At 61.0% G+C, this 17,197-nt stretch carries 15 protein-coding genes; 8 read left to right on the top strand and 7 right to left on the bottom strand.

The genetic code is table 11. The annotated features are described in order from the left end of the window. Positions 1-10: 10 nt before the first annotated feature. The 3 genes from AXG89_RS18990 to AXG89_RS18980 form a co-directional block, all read right to left on the bottom strand. A complete protein-coding gene (locus AXG89_RS18990; RefSeq protein ID WP_062171625.1) occupies positions 11-1,330 on the bottom strand; it encodes an SUMF1/EgtB/PvdO family nonheme iron enzyme in 1,320 nt (439 codons plus the stop codon). Between the two features lie 100 nt (positions 1,331-1,430). Beyond that, entirely contained in the window at positions 1,431-2,072 is a 642-nt protein-coding gene (locus AXG89_RS18985) for a helix-turn-helix domain-containing protein (protein ID WP_236873469.1), read from the bottom strand. 248 nt (positions 2,073-2,320) lie between these two features. Continuing rightward, positions 2,321-2,800, bottom strand: a complete 480-nt coding sequence (locus AXG89_RS18980) for a universal stress protein (protein ID WP_062171621.1) — start codon at positions 2,798-2,800, stop codon at positions 2,321-2,323. A 236-nt stretch (positions 2,801-3,036) separates the two neighbouring features. Here AXG89_RS18980 and AXG89_RS18975 point away from each other — a divergent pair, with 236 nt between their 5' ends. Continuing rightward, positions 3,037-4,542, top strand: coding sequence for an MFS transporter (locus AXG89_RS18975; RefSeq protein ID WP_062171619.1), 1,506 nt, complete (start codon positions 3,037-3,039; stop codon positions 4,540-4,542). Between the two features lie 38 nt (positions 4,543-4,580). Here AXG89_RS18975 and AXG89_RS18970 read toward each other — a convergent pair whose 3' ends face one another. The 3 genes from AXG89_RS18970 to AXG89_RS18960 all read right to left on the bottom strand — a co-directional run bounded on the left by AXG89_RS18970 (position 4,581) and on the right by AXG89_RS18960 (position 8,305). Further along, the gene (locus tag AXG89_RS18970) at positions 4,581-6,155 is read right to left on the bottom strand and encodes a DHA2 family efflux MFS transporter permease subunit (RefSeq protein WP_062003396.1); all 1,575 of its coding nucleotides are present in this window, start codon (positions 6,153-6,155) and stop codon (positions 4,581-4,583) included. 166 nt (positions 6,156-6,321) lie between these two features. Then, on the bottom strand, positions 6,322-7,086 hold the full coding sequence (locus AXG89_RS18965; protein WP_062172590.1) for an ABC transporter substrate-binding protein: 765 nt from the start codon (positions 7,084-7,086) through the stop codon (positions 6,322-6,324). A gap of 64 nt (positions 7,087-7,150) precedes the next feature. Next, positions 7,151-8,305: a methionine aminotransferase gene (locus AXG89_RS18960; RefSeq protein WP_062171618.1), complete on the bottom strand. Its 1,155-nt coding sequence runs from the start codon at positions 8,303-8,305 to the stop codon at positions 7,151-7,153. Between the two features lie 123 nt (positions 8,306-8,428). On the opposite strand from AXG89_RS18960, the gene AXG89_RS18955 reads away from it, so the two are divergent. Genes AXG89_RS18955 through AXG89_RS18945 form a run of 3 tightly spaced genes read left to right on the top strand, consistent with a single transcriptional unit; the run spans position 8,429 to position 10,215 of the window. Further along, positions 8,429-9,343, top strand: a complete 915-nt coding sequence (locus tag AXG89_RS18955) for a LysR substrate-binding domain-containing protein (protein WP_062171616.1) — start codon at positions 8,429-8,431, stop codon at positions 9,341-9,343. 13 nt (positions 9,344-9,356) lie between these two features. Next, a complete protein-coding gene (locus tag AXG89_RS18950) occupies positions 9,357-9,680 on the top strand; it encodes an HNH endonuclease (protein ID WP_062171614.1) in 324 nt (107 codons plus the stop codon). A 55-nt stretch (positions 9,681-9,735) separates the two neighbouring features. Then, positions 9,736-10,215 carry an LEA type 2 family protein gene (locus tag AXG89_RS18945; RefSeq protein ID WP_062171612.1) on the top strand — a complete coding sequence of 160 codons (480 nt, stop codon included), beginning with the start codon at positions 9,736-9,738 and terminating at the stop codon, positions 10,213-10,215. A gap of 42 nt (positions 10,216-10,257) precedes the next feature. Here the strand turns inward: AXG89_RS18945 and AXG89_RS18940 are convergent, their stop codons facing one another. Next, complete coding sequence (locus AXG89_RS18940) at positions 10,258-11,415, bottom strand: branched-chain amino acid ABC transporter substrate-binding protein (protein WP_062171610.1); 1,158 nt, start codon at positions 11,413-11,415, stop codon at positions 10,258-10,260. A 787-nt stretch (positions 11,416-12,202) separates the two neighbouring features. On the opposite strand from AXG89_RS18940, the gene AXG89_RS18935 reads away from it, so the two are divergent. Genes AXG89_RS18935 through AXG89_RS18920 form a run of 4 tightly spaced genes read left to right on the top strand, consistent with a single transcriptional unit; the run spans position 12,203 to position 17,193 of the window. Next, positions 12,203-13,651 (top strand): carbohydrate porin, encoded by a 1,449-nt coding sequence (locus AXG89_RS18935; protein ID WP_372237045.1) that lies wholly within the window; start codon positions 12,203-12,205, stop codon positions 13,649-13,651. 51 nt (positions 13,652-13,702) lie between these two features. After that, positions 13,703-14,815 (top strand): hypothetical protein, encoded by a 1,113-nt coding sequence (locus tag AXG89_RS18930; RefSeq protein ID WP_086381217.1) that lies wholly within the window; start codon positions 13,703-13,705, stop codon positions 14,813-14,815. A gap of 31 nt (positions 14,816-14,846) precedes the next feature. Continuing rightward, positions 14,847-16,118: an iron uptake transporter deferrochelatase/peroxidase subunit gene (efeB, locus tag AXG89_RS18925; protein ID WP_062171606.1), complete on the top strand. Its 1,272-nt coding sequence runs from the start codon at positions 14,847-14,849 to the stop codon at positions 16,116-16,118. Positions 16,119-16,167: 49 nt separating this feature from the next. Continuing rightward, on the top strand, positions 16,168-17,193 hold the full coding sequence (locus AXG89_RS18920; RefSeq protein ID WP_062003742.1) for an iron ABC transporter substrate-binding protein: 1,026 nt from the start codon (positions 16,168-16,170) through the stop codon (positions 17,191-17,193). Positions 17,194-17,197 lie beyond the last annotated feature (4 nt).

The raw sequence follows: 17,197 nt of genomic DNA, 5'->3' as shown, positions 1-17,197 counted from the left end.
TAACGGCTCGTCAGTTGCGCACGCAACGGAACCCGGCATACACATACTGATAATGCGCCTGGAACCAGTTGCGAAAACTCGGTCTGAGCATGCATGCCGCCGTGCGTGGCGAGCCGCCTTTGAGCACGTAATGCTGGTCGTCGTAGAAATTCGCCGAGTAGCCCAGATAGAACGAGAACGGTTCGAACCCGGGTAATGCCCCGAACGGGGTCGATGTCCATTCCCAGCCATTGCCGAACTGTCCTTCCACGCCGGCCGCGCTGCGGTTTTCCGGATGCGCCTGAACGGGAGACGGTTCCCATCGGCGGAAATCGAAGTTGCCTGTCTGCACGTGAGGCGCACCTTCGGCGGCGCGTTGCCATTGCGCTTCGGTTGGCAACGACTTGCCCGCCCATTTTGCGTATGCGCTGGCTTCGGCATGGCTCACGTAGACGGGCCAGTCAGCCGGAAGGTCAATCTCGTCGAACATGGTTCGCAGTTTCCACGCGTCCGCATTCGATGAATCCCGGACCCAGAACGCGGGTTGATCGATGCCTTCCTGCTCGATCCACGCCCAGTCGGCATCGCGCCAGAGATCGCGGTTCGAATATCCATCGGCCCGGATGAAGTCGAGCCAGTCGGCATTCGTCACCATATTGCGGTCTATCTCGAATGCCGGCACGTCCACCTTGTGTTCTCCAAACTCGTTGTCCCAGCCAAATGTTCCGCTTTCGCGCGTAAGGCCGAGCGTGGCCGTGCCCGCGGGCACGTGGACCATTTCGCGTTTTGAGCCGGTATGGAGGGGATGCCGCGCTTCCTGCTCGGTTACCTTCGGGCCAGTTTTCTGGTGTAGCGGCAACTGGTGCAGCATGTACGCAAGCGTCTCGGCATGCATCAGCCGATGCTCGATCGCAACTTCCAGCAACGTCTCCGGCTTGATTGCCGGCTCGACGAAACTGCCGTCCTTGTCGGCACCGTTTGTAATTTCGACGGGGTCGAAGCGCGCATCGATGTCATCGCGAATACGCTGCACATACGCGCGGATCTCTTCCAGCGTCGGCCAGTCTTGCGGCTGGTCGGTTGGCAGGCCGCCGTCGACAGGATCGATACCAAATGCGAACAACTGATCGAATTCTGCATTGGGGCTGGGCAGGTCGAACAGGCGCTGATCGAAGAGATTCCGGTCGAACGCTTCCAGGTGACCAATGTAAAACACGATCCGATGCCGCTCGGCAATCGGCCGTTCATACAGGAATTCGGGCTTGACGACGGCGAACAGCGCGTCGGTTGCCTGGCGCGCTTCGCGCAGTCGGGCGAGCAGCGGATGCAGCGGGGTGGGTTCGCGATTCATCGCTCTTTTCTCCGGGCAGTGGCCGTGCGAAACGATAAATCGTAGCAGAGGACATGCCCGACCTGCTTGAACCGCCCGTGAACCGCATGAGCGGTATTCTTCAGACGGCGCGCAGTCCGTCGAAGTCGAGGATATGGATCAATTTGCCGTCTGTGCGAAGCAGGCCTTTCGCCTGAAAACGCGAGAGGGTCCTGCTGACGGTTTCCAGCGTGATGCCGAGAAAACTGCCCATGTCGTCGCGTGTAAAACGCAGGTTGAATTCGTTCCCGGCGTACCCGCGGCGCGTGAGGCGCGAAGAGATGTCGAGAAGCAGCGCGGCGACACGTTCGTCGGCGCGCAAGGTGCCGAGAATTACGGTCTGTGTCGATTTGCGGACGACTTCACGGCTGAGCAACTGCAGCAGCCGCCGCTGAATGGCAATGGTCTCGCGGCACGCGCGTTCGAAAGCGGACAAGGGGACGACGCAGACAGAACTGTCTTCCAGCGCTACGGCGCGGCACGCGTGATGGCCGTTCTCGAAACCTTCCAGCCCCAGCGCGTCGCCGCCCAGGTGCAGACCCATGACCTGATCGCGGCCATTCGCGCTCGTCACGACCGTCTTGAGTGAACCGGAGCGAATGGCGTAAAGCGCATCGAATGTATCGCCGATACGGAACAGCGTTTCGCCGCGCCTGATGTTGCGCGCATTGACGATGACCGACTGCAGCTTGTCGGTATCGGTGGCGGACAGGCCTTCTGGCATGCAGTACTGCCGCAACGAGCATGTCGAACAGTGCGCGGCGTGGCGCGGGCCGGCGGAATGTGCTGATGCGGAAGTCTCGTGCAAGGTCTGCATGGCGTGCTCGGCTATAAGAACAATTTAGAACCTTGATCTGTAACAAGGAAAATTGTCCCATTGATACCATGCAAAATCCGGCGGCAGAACGTCGCGGACAATTTGTTGCAATGGCGCGGCGCCACGGGGCCCCGCGCGCATGACTGCTCCAACGCCTAAGCCGCGACCTGAGCTGCGACGTCTTCGCCTCCCGCTGCCGAAGGAATCAGCAGCACCGGCAGGGTTGCCTGCCGGAGACACCGCTCCGCCACGCTGCCAAGAATCAGCCGCTGGAATCCCTTGCGCCCGTGCGTGCCCATTACGAGGAGGTCGGCGTTGAATGCGGTCGCGGCCTTGAGAACGAGCTCGGCCACATCTTCCACTGACGACGCTTCACTCACCAGGACCTGGCCTTCCATCCCGCGCTGTTTCATCGCTGCGTTGGTTTCGGCGGCGAGCGTGGCGCCTTGATCCGCAAGCTGGGTACGCAGGATCGAGGGATCGTAGCCGGGGACATCGTAGTAGATGGGGGCCTCTTCGATCACGTAGAACGGCTGCAGCACCGCGTGATGTGTGACGGCGAGTTCGAGCGCGGTATTAAATGCGCGGCTGGAAGTACGGCTGCCATCGATAGCGACGACTATTCGAGTGAACATGCGATTCTCCTTCTGCGGTTAAGCGTGGCTTTCAATCGTCCGACTGTATTTATTGCCGATCGTTCCATTCTGCACTCGCCGTCGCGGCGCCGATACGCGGAGGAAGACTTAATGGCGGCATACAATTCACCCCTCGCCTTTGATCATCTGCCCACTTTCTGCCCGTGTCCCAAGCCGCCGCCAGTACCGATCCGCATACCGCATCACCCCTTCCTTTTCGAAACGCCCTCTTAGCGATGCTCGGCATCGGTCTCGTCAACATGCTCGTTGCACTGGACCAGACCGTGGTGAGTACGGCGTTGCCGTCCATCGTCGCGGAACTGCATGGCTTCGAGTACTACGCGTGGATTGCGAGCGCGTATCTGCTGGCTTCGGTGGTGACGGTGCCGGTGTTCGGTCGGCTTGGCGATTATTTCGGCCGCAAGCGTTTCGTGATCGCCGCGGTGGTCACGTTCACGGTGGCATCAGTGCTATGCGGCGTGGCGAACGACATGTTGTTCCTGGTCATCGCGCGCGGCTTGCAGGGCGTCGGCGGCGGCATGATGGTGGGTACCGCGTTTGCATCGATACCCGATCTTTTCCCCGATGCCCGTTTGCGCGTGCGCTGGCAAGTAGTCATGGCGGCGTCGTACGGCATTGGCACGGCGGCGGGGCCGTCGCTCGGCGGCTGGATGAGCGAGGACTGGGGATGGCGTTCCACGTTTCTCATCAACTTGCCGGTGGGCATCGCCGCGTTTTATTTCATCTGGGCGCATTTGCCGAACTATCGGCGGCCACGTCAGGGCGCGGTGAAAATCGACTGGATGGGAGCGGCGCTCGTGGCGCTCGTTCTCGGCGGATTGCAGGCATTCATTGAAGGCGTGCCGAAGAGCGGACTGACGACCGGCAACATCGTTCTCGCGATATGCGTGGTGATCGGCGCCGCAGCGTTATTGATGTGCGAGCGCCGCGCGACGCATCCGATCATTCCGCTCGATCTGTTCAAGGACCCGCAACTTGTGACCCTGTTCACGCTGTCCGTGCTGTCCGGATTCGTGATGTTTTCGCTGATCTTTTTCGCGCCGTTATTGTTGCAGGGCGGCTTTGGTTTGTCGCCGCAGCAAGCCGGGTTGCTCGCCACGCCGATTGCGATGTTTATCGCGATTGGCAGCTTTATCAACACGCGGATCGTGATTCATTTGCGCAAGCCGACCATGATCCTTTCCATCGGCTTTACGTTGCTGTTGTTTGCGTGCATCGGGCTTTCGTTTGCGAATGCATCGACGCCGCATGTCTGGATCGAGATACCGATGGCCGGCATCGGCGTCGGACTGGGTTTCATCCTGAACAACCTGAATGTATTCGGACAGGAAATCGCCGGGCGCGAGCGGTTCGGCATTACCACGGCGTTATTGCAATCCACGCGCATGGTCGGCGGGATGCTCGGAACCAGTGTGGTCGCGACGATCGTTCAGCATCATTATCGCGATGTCATCACGCGCACGCTTCGCGTGTTGGGCGAGCCGGCAAGTACCGCGTGGCTGCCGCGATTCAACGATCCGCGCATTCTTATCGATACAGCCTTGCGCTCCAAGCTTCTTGCCGATCTTGCGCCCGTTGGACTGGACGGCCCGGCGCTGATCGAAAGCGCGCGTGAAGTTCTCGTGCAATCGATTCATATAGGCGTGCTGCTGACTGCAGTGGCTGCCTTGTCGGCGGTGCTGATGGTGCGGCGGGTTTCGCACATCACGTTTAAAAAGTAGCAGGGCTCGTTATGGATCAACGAGCCCTATCTCAAACCTCAATGCGCGCCGGCCGCCGCGCCACCACCGCCGCCTTTCGCGCGCTTGGTGATCCAGATCAGCGGAATGATCAGGATGAAGATCACCGCGGACGCAAAGAAGATGTCGTTGAGTCCCATCATCGCGGCCTGGGTGTTCACGGTGAAGTCGAACAATCCACGCGCCTGGGCTTCGTTGACATGCAATGTGTTCTGCGAAGCCTGAAGCGACGCCATGAAGGCCGGATTATTGGCATTCGCCTGCTCGGTCAGCCGTTCGTGATGAAGGGCAATCCGGTCGGTCCACGCGTTACCGCACAACGACGTGCCTACGGCGCCGCAAAAAACCCGGGCGAAATTCGATAAACCCGCCGCCGCCGGAATCTTGGAAGGCGGCAATCCCGACAAGATGATCGACGTCAGCGGCACGAAGAACAGCGCCATTGGAATGCCCTGCAACAGCGTGGGCAGAACCAGATGCCATGTATCGATTTCGATCACGTACTTCGAGCGCATATAAAACACGATCGCGAAGCCGACAAACGCCATGGTCGCGACCACGCGTGCGTCGGTGCGCGGCAATACCTTGCCCATGACCGGGGCGAGAATCACCGCGAAAATGCCCAAAGGTGCGGTGACGAGCCCGGCGTCCACGGAACGGTAATTCAGGTACTGCTGCATCCATTGCGGCAGCAAAACGAGGTTACCGAAGAACACGCCATACGCCACGGAAATGGCAACCGTGCCGCCAAAGAAATTGCGTCCCGCGAACAAACGCAGATCCACCACGGGATTTTTTTCGGTCAATTCCCAGACCACGAAGAACGCGAACGCGATTATCGCGATGATCCCGAGCCAGACGACCAGCGGCGATGAAAACCAGTCGAGGTCGCGGCCTTTGTCGAGCATGATCTGCAGGCATGCCACCCATGCGATCAGCAGCATCAATCCGACCGTATCGATAGGCGCTTTGCGCGTCGCCGATTCACGTTTGCGGTAGATGAACCACGTCACGCTTGCGGCGAATAATCCCACCGGGATGTTGATATAAAAGATCCACGACCACGAGTAACTGTCGGTGATCCAGCCGCCTAACGCCGGACCCGCAATGGGGCCGACCACCGCGGTCATCGCCCAGAGGGAAAGCGCCATGGACGCTTTCTCCTTTGGATAAGAGCCCAGCAAGATGGCTTGCGAAAGCGGAATCAGCGGCCCGGCAACGGCGCCTTGCAACACGCGGGCGGCGAGCAGGATCGGCAGTGTCGGCGCGAGTCCGCAAAGCCACGAAGAGATCACGAATAAAATAATCGCGCCGACAAACAACTTGATCTGCCCGATGCGCTGGGTCAGCCAGCCGGTCAGCGGAATCGATACCGCATTGGCCGCGGCAAACACGGTGACGACCCACGTGCCTTCGTCCACGGACACGCCCAGATTGCCGGATATGGTCGGAATGGCGACGTTCGCAATCGATGAATCGAGCACATTCATGAACGTGGCAAGGGCCACGGCGACGGTCGCAAGGACAAGTTGCCCGCCTTTGAGAGGTTCAGGCGGGGCAGGCGCAGCGGGTGCGGCAGCAGGCGCAGTGCTCATGGCAGATCCAGATAAAGCGGCCACACGGAGAACCCATGCGGCCGGCGGTGCTAAAGCATCAATGGATGCTACGACAATGAATGTCATAGCAACGAATTGCCGCTAGTGTGCCAGCGTTCAATAAACCGCGCTGACCACAATACTTTCATTCAGATCCGAAACGCTTTCATTTAACCGACACGTCGATATCGCCGAGATGTTTCTTTGCTGCCCTGGCGATAGTTCCGTCAGCTTGCAACTTCGCGATGGCTGTGTCCAGGCGTTGCTTCAGCGCCTTGTCGCCCTTGCGGATGCCGAACGCAATGCCGCTGCCCAGGATTTTTTCATCGTGCACGGGACCGCCCGCGAATGCGTAACCCGCGCCATCCGGTTTCGATAAAAAGCCCGATTGACCCGCAGCCGACATCACGAGCGTGCCGTCCAGACGCCCGGCCTTCAGGTCCGTATAAGCCTGGTTCTGGTCCTGGTACGCCACCACGTTCACGCCCGCATTCGCCCAATGCGCCTTCGCAAACGTCTCCTGAACCGACCCCGCCAGCACGCCGATGTTCTTGCCCTTCAGCGACTCAGGCGTGGGCGTGAGGCCGCTACCCGTCTTGGCGATCAGTTGCGTCGGCACGTGATACACGATACTTGTGAAGTCGATGGCCTGGCGGCGTTGATCGGTGGCGTTCATCGCGGAGTTGATGGCGTCGAACTTGCGGCCTTGCAGCGCGGGAATCAGGCCGTCGAACGAGGTCTCGACCCACGCGCATTTCATCTTGGCCGCGGCACACACAGCGTTGCCGATATCAATATCCAGTCCCTGCAATTCACCCGATGCCGACTTCGATTCGAACGGCGGATATTGCGCCTCGATGCCGTAGCGCAGCGTGTCGGAATCGGCGGCGAAAGCGGTTGCCGTCGTGCACAACGATGCCGCAACCAGCATGGCGCCGGCCAGTGCGTGAAGGCGCTTCTTCATATGATGTATCTCCCTTTGAGTATCGATGAATTCAAACCGCGCACAAACGGCGCGCGCCTTCGCGCAACGTGTCGTCGTCCTTCGCGAAGCTCAGGCGGATGATGCGGTTGTCGGTGCCGTCGGTGTAGAACGCGGATAGCGGGATTGTAGCGACACGCGTTTCACGGATCAGGCGCAGCACGAAGTCGCTGTCGGTTTCATCGGAGAACGCACCGAAGCGGGCCAGCAGGAAAAAGCTGCCCGCGCTCGGCAGCAGTTCGAAACGCGAACCGGCAAGCGACTCGGCCAGCAAGTCGCGTTTCTTTTGATAGAACGCGCCGAGGCCCAGATAGCTCGATTCGTCGCCGAGTGCTTCGGCGAACGCGATCTGCATGGGGGTATCGGCGGAAAATGTCATGAACTGATGGACCTTGCGGATCTCGTTGGTCAGTTCCGCCGGGGCGAGCGTGAAGCCGACGCGCCACCCGGTCACGTGATACGACTTGCCGAACGACGACACGATCACGCTGCGCTCGGCCAGTGCCGGATAACGCGCCATGCTGTGATGCAGGGCGCCGTCGAAGACCACGTGCTCATACACTTCGTCCGACAACACGATGATCTTCGAGTCACGCGTAAGCGCGGTGAGGCGCTCGATATCCACACTCGTGAACGCGCTGCCCGACGGATTATGCGGCGAATTGACGATGATCATGCGCGTGCGCGGCGTGACGGCGGCCTGAACTTCGTCCCAGTCGATGTGAAAATCCACCGGCGAAAGTTTGATCGCAACGGGCGTCGCGCCCTGCAACTGGACGATCGGGCCGTAGCTGTCGAAGGAAGGTTCGAAGTAGATGACTTCGTCGCCGGGATGCACGAGCGCGCTGATGGTTGCGTACAGGCCTTCGCTCGCGCTCGCGACCACGGTGATTTCGCTTGCCGGATCGTAGCTCGCGCCGTAGAGCTTTTGCGTTTTCAGCGCGAGCGCGTCGCGCAGCGCGTGAACGCCGGACATGGGCGCGTACTGGTTATGCCCCGCGCGCATGGCTCGCGCGGCGCTTTCCACGAGCTTCGGATCGGGCGCGAAGTTCGGTGCGCCTTGCGAGAGATTCAGCGCGTGATGTTCCTCGGCAAGCTGGCCGATCACGGTAAAAATGGTCGTGCCGACAGCGGGCAGCTTCGATTGAGGGGTCCAGGCACTTTTCACGACAAATCTCCGTAAGACTGAATTCATATACCGACGATCATTCGACAGCAGTCATTAACCGCCGACAATCGAAAGTTTGTCATACTAGCCATGCCTGCCGCTCATGGCTCACAAGGTTCCCCAATGAAACCGCTGCCTTCTCTCGATGTCCTGAAGACGTTTGCCGTCGTTGCGCAGCGCCTCAACTTTACGCGCGCCGCCGATCTGCTCAATGTCACGCAAGGCGCCGTCAGCCGGCAAATTTCCGGGCTGGAGGCGCATCTGGGGTATGCGCTCTTCGTGCGCCAGCCGCGCGGCCTGGCGCTCACGCCGAACGGCGCCATGCTGCTCGCGCCTGTGCAGCAGGCGCTTGCGCAGATCACCGAAGCGCTCGAGCGCAGCGGCGCGCAGTCAGGCACCTTGCGCGTGAAATGCCCGACGTGCGCCATGCGCTGGATCTTGCCGCGCGTGATCCGTCTGCAGAACGAGAGGCCGGAACTGGTGATCGAGGTGACGGCGGCGGTGTCCCATGGGGTGGAATTCAACGCCGAGCAATTCGATGCCGCCATCGTTTTCGGTCAGCCGGCGCTGAAGGGCGTGAGTTCGCATCATCTCTTCGACGAAGTCCTGACGCCCGTCTGCGCGCCTGGTTTGCTCAAGCGCGTGACGCGAGACATCACGCCGGACGACCTCGCCGAACAAACCCTGCTGCATCCCACACGCGACCGGCGCGACTGGCTGAGGTGGCTTGCAGCTTATGGGTATCGTGGATTGCCGTCGGCGAAAGCGCAGCACTTCGACACGCTCGACCTTGCGATTTCATCAGCGATGCAGGGCTTGGGCGTGACGATCGGGGATTTGTCGTTGATCGAAGAGGATTTGCTCGCGCAACGGATCGTCACGCCGTTTTCGCTTTGCGTGCCGAGCGGAGCTTCGTATTACCTGATTTATCCGGAACGCCCGGCGGCATCGAAGGTATTGAGCGAGTTTGCCAAGTGGGTGGAAGGCGAGGCTGCGCTAACGCGGGCGGGGCTTTCGAGGTATCTGGAACGGGCGTAAATAATTTTCCGCTATGGCAAAACGCGTCCCCGAGCCCTGGTACAAACCACCCGCCGCCGATGGATCCTGCGCGCTATGCGGCCGGGCGGTTCCGGCAAGCCAGCGCGACGAACATCACCTCGTGCCCAAGTCGAAGGGGGGCAAGGACGTCGCGGTGCTGCATCGGGTCTGCCACAGGCAATTGCACGCGCTTTTTAGCGAAGGTCAGCTCGCGAAGGAATATTCGACCGTCCAGGCGTTGCTCGCCAATGACGATGTCCGCAAGTTCGTCGACTGGGTGAGGACCAAGCCGCCCGGCTTCTACGAACGAACCCGGCGAAGCTCCACGAAGCGATAGGCGTCGAGTCGCGAGTGTGGCCATGCCGCTATAGTGGGCGACCACACTCAACTTCATGGATCACGCGATGCGTCTGTTTTTTGCCGGGCTTTTTTTGGTGCTGGGCCTCGCCGGTTGCGCGAGTCTGTTCGATCGCGATGCGCCACGCGTGAGCGTGGCGGGCATCGAACCGATTGCAGGGCAGGGGCTCGAGCTGCGGTTTGTCGTGAAGCTGCGCGTGCAGAACCCCAACGAAACGCCGATCAACTACGACGGCATAGCGCTGGACCTCGAACTCGACGGCAAACCATTCGCGAGCGGCGTGAGCGACGCACGCGGAACATTGCCGCGTTTCGGCGAGACCGTGTTGAATATCCCGTTGACGGTTTCCGCATTCGCCGCCGCGAGGCAGGCATTCGGCCTCTCCGACGTGATGCAGCGAGGCAGCGTGCCCTACACCGTGCGCGGGAAGCTCGCGGGCAACATGTTCGGCAGCGTGCGCTTTACCAGTTCCGGGACGATCAAAGTACCCGCCTCATTGCAAGGCGGGTACTGAAGAGGGCGGCAATCGCCTGATTGCCGCCGCGCTTCATGACGCTTACGTGCCGCTCTTCGTGACAATCGGCACCCAGGCGCCGCTCTTGACCTGGTACATCGTAGAGGACGCGTTCTTCAAGGCACCTTTGTCATCGAAAGCGATGGTTCCCGTGATTCCCGGAAACGAGATCGCTTTCAACACCGGCCGATACACCTTAGGATCGATCGATCCCGCTTTTTCCATTGAGTTGATCGCCGCCCACGCCGCGTCATAGCCGAACGGCGCGTACGACAGGATCGCGACGCCAAACCGCTTCTGGAACTTGTCGGCGAACGCCTTGCCTTGCGGCATCTTTTCAAGCGGGCTGCCGTATTCCCAGGCCATCACACCTTCGGCTGTGTCGCCTGCGAGCTTCAGGAAGTCAGCATCCATCACGCCGCCGCCGCCCACGAGCTGCGCGTTGACGCTCAACTGCTTCATCCGCTTGGCCACGGCCGCAGCTTGCCGGTCGAGGCCGCCGAAGAAGATCAGGTCCGCGCCCGCGCCCTTGAGCGCCGTCAGTTGCGCCGAGAAATCGACGGTTTGATTGTCGCTGAACTGACGCGCGATGATCGAGCCGCCGGCTGCTTTTACGGCCTTCTCGAACTCGTCAGCTTCGCCCTGGCCGAAGGCCGTGCGGTCATCGATGATCGCGATCTTCTTCGCCTTCGTGACCTTCACCGCGTAGGTCCCGGCGTTGCCGGCGTTCTGGGCATCGCTGGAAATGACGGTGAAGACGTTGTCGAAACCGCGTTCCGTAATGGTCGGATTGGTTGCGGCGGGATCGATCACGGGAATGCCCGCGTTTTGATAGACCTGCGACGCGGGAATCGTCGTGCCCGAATTGAAGTGGCCGACGACCACGGCGACGCCGCCATCCACGAGCTTTTGCGCCGCCTGCACGCCCACGCGCGGGTCGGCCTGGTCGTCTTCGGCCTGGATGATGAAGTTGGCCGTCTTGCCGCCGATCTGGATCTTCTTGGCGTTGGCTTCATCGAGTGCAAGCTGCACGCCGTTCTGCAAGTCCTTGCCATAACCGGCGTTTGCGCCCGTCAGCGGCGCGGCGAAACCGACCTTCACATCGATGTTTTCAGCAGCGGCGGACAGTGGCAACGCACCCACGGCGGCAGCACACGCGATGATCCAGGCAAGCGGTTTGAGACTTGTTCGAAGTTGCATATTTTCTTCTCCTTCGGGTTGGACAGGTCGGGCGGCCAGGACGGTTTATTGGTTTGATGACGCGGTTCAACATCAGGAATGAACCATGGCCGATTTACCTCGGCAAGGCGGATTTCCCCGCGTCGTCATTATGGTGTCGACGAAATAACTGCTTAAACCAAACCGGGCTTTAACCGCGAGGAAATGCGATTCATCGCCACCAGCAATTTAGGAAACCAAATTAGCGGCGTCTTGGCAGTTCATCGCATTCGCGATGCGCATTTCGGCATAGCGGATTTAGCTGAAGCCAAACGGGGCCGCCGGACGCAAGGCACGCCCGGATTGATTCATTTACGCGTTTGTTCAATACAACGGATCGCAGTGTCAACCCACGCCTGAAGATTGCGGCACAAATCAGCTCGGACCGGGGGAGTGCTTTCAAGAGGCTGGGAATTAATCATATATATCGAAAGCATTACGGATTAATTTCATCCAATTCACTGAAAGACTTGCGAAAACGGCTAGTTGTAATGTGGTCTTCAACTCGGTGTAATTATAATGAGAATCGTTCTCATTTGTGTTGACGATTAGGGATCGTCTCGGTACGATTCGGTCGCCGGTGCCTTATGGAGAACGGTTCCGAAGAGATTTTCGATATGCGTCGATACCACGCAACCGGCGATTACCGCCGGCGAAAAGGTCTCAAGAATAATCAACGCGACGCTCGCGTTCGCTTCAATCGCCGCGACAGCCGCCGCAACAAAGACAAAGGATTTCGATGCAACCCGTCCACCCGGTCCAACGCGATATGCGCGTTTCGAAAGCGCCCTTGCGCCGTGCCTTGCTGAGTGCGTGGCTTGCGCTGGCTTCATCGGCGGCAATGGCAGCCGGCAACCCGGCGAATCCGGACGCAACACCCACGGACGCGCCCGAGGCCGACCTGAACATCCAGGCGCAACAAGCCGGTCAATGGACGGGTGTATGGACCCGCTCGACCTTGCTCGGCGACATGGGCGGCATCCGCTCGTTCCTCGGTAAATACGGCGTCTCGCTCCAGGCGACGGAAACATCGGAATACCTGGCCAACGTGCGCGGCGGCCTGAAAACCGGCGGCACCTACGACGGCCTGAGCACGGTCACCCTCGGCCTCGATACGCAAAAGGCTTTCGGCTGGGAAGGCGGCACGTTCAACGCGAGCGCGCTGCAGATCCATGGCCGCAACCTGAGCCAGTACAACCTTGGAACGCTGAACACGGCGAGCGGCATTGAAGCGCAGGACACGACGCGTCTCTGGGAACTCTGGTACCAGCAATCGTTCTTGAACAAGCGCGTGGACGTGAAGGTCGGCCAGCAAAGTATCGACCAGGAGTTCATGGTCAGCTCGTACGCGGCCACCTTCGTGAACACCATGTTCGGCTGGCCGGGCCTGCCGTCCTACGACATGCCCTCGGGCGGTCCGGCTTATCCGCTGTCCGCGCTCGGTGTGCGGGTGCGCGGCCAGATCACGCCGGCGATCACGGCATTGGCGGGCGTCTACGACGGCGATCCGCTCGGCAACAACCCGAGCAATCTCAGTGGCACGAACTTCAACCTGCATAACGGCGCGCTGTACATAGGCGAGTTGCAGTACGCGATCAACCAGCCGTCCGATGGCGAAATGGTCGGCCTGCCGCAAAGCGGTTTGCCGGGCACGTACAAGATCGGCTTCTGGTACAACAACGAACGTTTCGACGACCAGGGTATCGACGATACCGGTCTGTCGCTCGCCAATCCGGCGAGCAGCGGCAACGCGCAATCGCACCGCGGGAACTACAGTTTCTACGCGGTCGCGGACCAGATGATCTGGCGCCCCGACCCGGATGAACCGCGCAGTATCGGCGTGTTTGCGCGCGTGATGGGTGCGCCGGGCGACCGCAACCTCGTGAGCCTTTCGGCGAACGCGGGCATCGTGATGAAGGCGCCGTTCAAGGGGCGCGACAACGACAGCGTCGGCATCGGCCTCGCGTACATCAAGGTCGGCAATCACGTGCACGATCTCGACGTGCAGAGCGCGGCGTTCAGCGGCGGCCCGTACGGCGTGCGCACCAGCGAAACCGCGGTCGAAGCCACGTATCAATATCAGGTCACGCCGTGGTGGATCATGCAGGGCGACCTGCAATACACCTTCAACGCAGGCGCGGGCCAGAACCCGAACGAGCCGACTGCGGCCTTGCGCAATACCCTCGTGGTCGGCGTGCGCACCACCATTACTTTCTGATCGACGGGACTCGTGACCATGAACCTCGATGCACGCACCCGGAACACTCGCATGAAAAAACTTATCGGCATCATCGCGCTTGCGGGCGGCCTCGCAGGAACCGCCGCACAAGCAGCGCCTGTCGGCTTTCTCGAAACGCTGCATAGAAACACCACGCTCGTGAACACCGTGCCGTCCAACGGCGACCAGAATCCGTATGCGCTCGTGGTCGCGCCGGTTTCAAGCGGGACGGTCAAGCAGGGCGACGTGCTGGTCGGCAACTTCAACAATGCCGCCAACTTGCAGGGCACCGGCAGCACCATCGTCAACTATCACCCTGACACCAAGGAGCTGAGCGTCTTCGCCACCGTGCCGCGCGACTTGAAGGAATGCCCGGGCGGTATCGGCCTCTCGACCGCGATGACCATGCTCAAGTCGGGCTGGGTGATCGTCGGCAGCACGCCGAGCAACGACGGCACGACCAACACGAAGGGCGCCGGCTGCCTGATCGTGCTGGACAACCAGGGCAAGGTTGCATCGACGATCGTGAGCCCGAATATCAACGATCCGTGGGGCAACATGGCGGTGGTCGACAACGGCGATCACGCGACGCTCTTCGTGAGCAACGCGGGCTTCGGTGTGGGCGCCGCGGACGGCACGCCGCCGGTCTTCAAGCAGGCGACCATCCTGCGCCTGGACCTGGATATTCCCGAGGGCCGTGCGCCCGTCGTGAAGCAGGAAACCGTGATCGCGAGCGGCTTCGGCGCGCAGGCGGACAAGGGCGTGTTCCTGGTCGGGCCGACGGGACTGGCGTTGTCTCAGGATCAGAAGTTGTTGTACGCGTCGGACGCCATCGGCAACCGTGTAACGGAAATCGATGACCCCATGACGCGCGACACCAGCGCGGGTGTCGGCCGCCAGTTGACCGCCGACGGCTTCCTGCATCGGCCGCTCGCGATGGTGACCGCGCCCAACGGGCACCTGCTGGTCACGAACGCGTTGAACGGCCAGGTGGTGGAGATCGATCCCGCGACGGGCAAGCAACTGTATGCACGCTGGATCGATACCGACAAGGCGCAATCGCCCCCGGGCAACGGCGACTTGTTCGGCATTGCGCTGACGCCGGAAGGCGACGGTTTCTATTACGTCCAGGACGATGTGAACACGCTGGTCCTGGCGAAGTAACACGCAACACGTAACAAGGCAGGGCGACATCATGGCAAACGATCAGGATCCACCGCGCAGGCGCTTTCTCAAAGCGGGCGTTGCGGCGGGCGCGGCGTTCGGCGCGGGTTCGGTCGCGCACGCAGCGACCAAGGCGCAGTTCAAGCAACCCGTCGACCCGATGACCGTGGTCGAGCCGTTTTTCGGCGAGCATCAGGCGGGCATCGTGTCACCGCAGCAGAGTCATACGTATGTGGCCGCGCTCGATCTCACGACCGACAAACGCGACGACGTCATCAACCTTCTCAAGCAATGGACCGATGCGGCGGCGCGCATGTCGCGCGGCGAGACGGCGAAACCGCTGCCCACCGACGATCAATCCGCGCCCGACTCCGGCGATATCCTCGGCATCGGCGCGGCGGGTCTGACGGTCACGTTCGGCTTCGGCCCGGGCATGTTCGAGCACGAGGGCAAGGATCGCTATGGCATCGCCAAGCACCGGCCGGCTGCGCTCGTCGATTTGCCGCGCTTCAACGGCGACCAGTTGCTGCCGCAGAAAACCGGCGGCGACATCCTCATTCAAGCCTGCGCGAACGATGCCCAGGTCGCGTTTCATGCGGTACGTCAGCTCGCGCGCATGGGGTATGGCATGGTCGCGATGCGCTGGGGCCAGGCGGGATTCCTGTCGGGTCCGCGCGGACAGACGCCGCGCAACCTGATGGGCTTCAAGGACGGCACGAACAATCCGTCGACGGCGCAACCCGCGCTGATGAACCAGTTTGTCTGGGCCGACGCGCCCGACGCGCCGTGGATGAACGGCGGCACGTACACGGTCGTGCGGCGTATCCGGATCACCATTGAACACTGGGACCAGATGGAACGCGGTTTCCAGGAACAGGTGATGGGCCGTGAGAAATACAGCGGTGCGCCTATCGGCAAGAAGAACGAGTTCGACGCGCTCGATCTCGACGCCGCCGATAAAGACGGCAACCCTGTGATCCCCGACAACTCGCACGTGCGCTTGTCGAACCAGGCGACGAACAAGGGCGCGCAAATCTTGCGACGCTCGTATTCGTACAACGACGGCACGGATTTTTATATCGAACGGTGGCCGCCGTGGCGTCAGGAAACCGAGTACGACGCGGGGCTGATCTTTATCGCGCATCAGAGTGATCCGCGCACCGGTTTCATTCCGATCAACGACCGGCTCGCGAAGTTCGACATGATGAATCAGTTCACCACGCACGTAGGCAGCGGCGTGTTCGCGTGTCCGCCGGGTGCGCGGCCGGGGTCGTACATCGGTGCGGGATTGTTCGAAGCTTGACCCGTAGTCGCAGTTGCTCAACGTCAAAAACACAACAGGAAAGAATGCAATGAAGACCACACGCTCCATGCCCGTATTGCGGGCGCTGTGCGGCATCGCGGTGCTGTCCGCCTCGGCTGCCCTGCCGTTGAGTTCGGCTGCAGCCACGCTGACGCTGTACAACGCGCAGCACGAACAGGTCGTGGCATCGCTTGCGAAAGATTTCGAGGCGCAAAGCGGTGTATCGGTGAAGGTCCGCAACGGCGAAGGCCCGGCAATGGCCGCGCAACTCGTTGCCGAAGGCTCGGCTTCTCCCGCCGATGTCTATTTCACCGAGAACTCGCCCGAACTCGTACTGCTCGGCGAGAAGGGCATGCTGGAAAAGACGGATGCGTCCACGCTCTCGGTGATCCCGGCGCGTTTCAACTCGCCGCAGGGCGACTGGGTCGGCGTGCTCGCGCGTGAGAACGTGCTGGTCTACAACACGAAGAAGGTCGAGGCGGCGCAACTGCCGGCATCGCTGATGGATCTCGCCAAGCCGGAGTGGAAAGGCAAGGTCGGCATTGCGCCCAGCGACGGCGATTTCCTGCCGGTCGTGAGCGCCGTGATTGCAATGAAGGGCGACGACCAGGCGCTGCAATGGCTCAAGGGTCTCAAGAAAAACGCGCAACTCTTCGATGACGACGAAGGTGTGGTCGCGGCCGTGAATCGGGGCGGCGTGGCGACGGGCGTAGTGAACAACTACTACTGGGCGCGCCTGCACACGCAACTCGGCGACAGCGCGACCCGCAGCGCGATCTATCACTTCGGCAACGGCGATGTGGGCGCACTGGTGAACGTATCGGGCGCGGCGGTGTTGAAGTCGAGCAAGAACCAGCAGGTCGCGCAGCAATTCCTCGCGTACCTGGTGAGCGAACGTGCGCAGCAACTGATCGCGAAGGGCAAGATCGCGTATGAATATCCGTTGCATGCTGGCGTCGCGCCTGACCCGATGTTGAAGCCTTTCGACCAGTTGAGCCCGCCGTCGTTGAGCATCGAACAACTCGGCGATGACAGCAAGGCCGCGAAGCTGATGCGTCAGGCCGGCTTGTTGTAAAGGC

Source organism: Burkholderia sp. PAMC 26561, from assembly GCF_001557535.2.
Classification (GTDB): domain Bacteria; phylum Pseudomonadota; class Gammaproteobacteria; order Burkholderiales; family Burkholderiaceae; genus Caballeronia.
The sequence above is the reverse complement of the archived record's forward strand: the minus strand, read 5'-3'. Positions and strand labels throughout refer to the sequence as shown.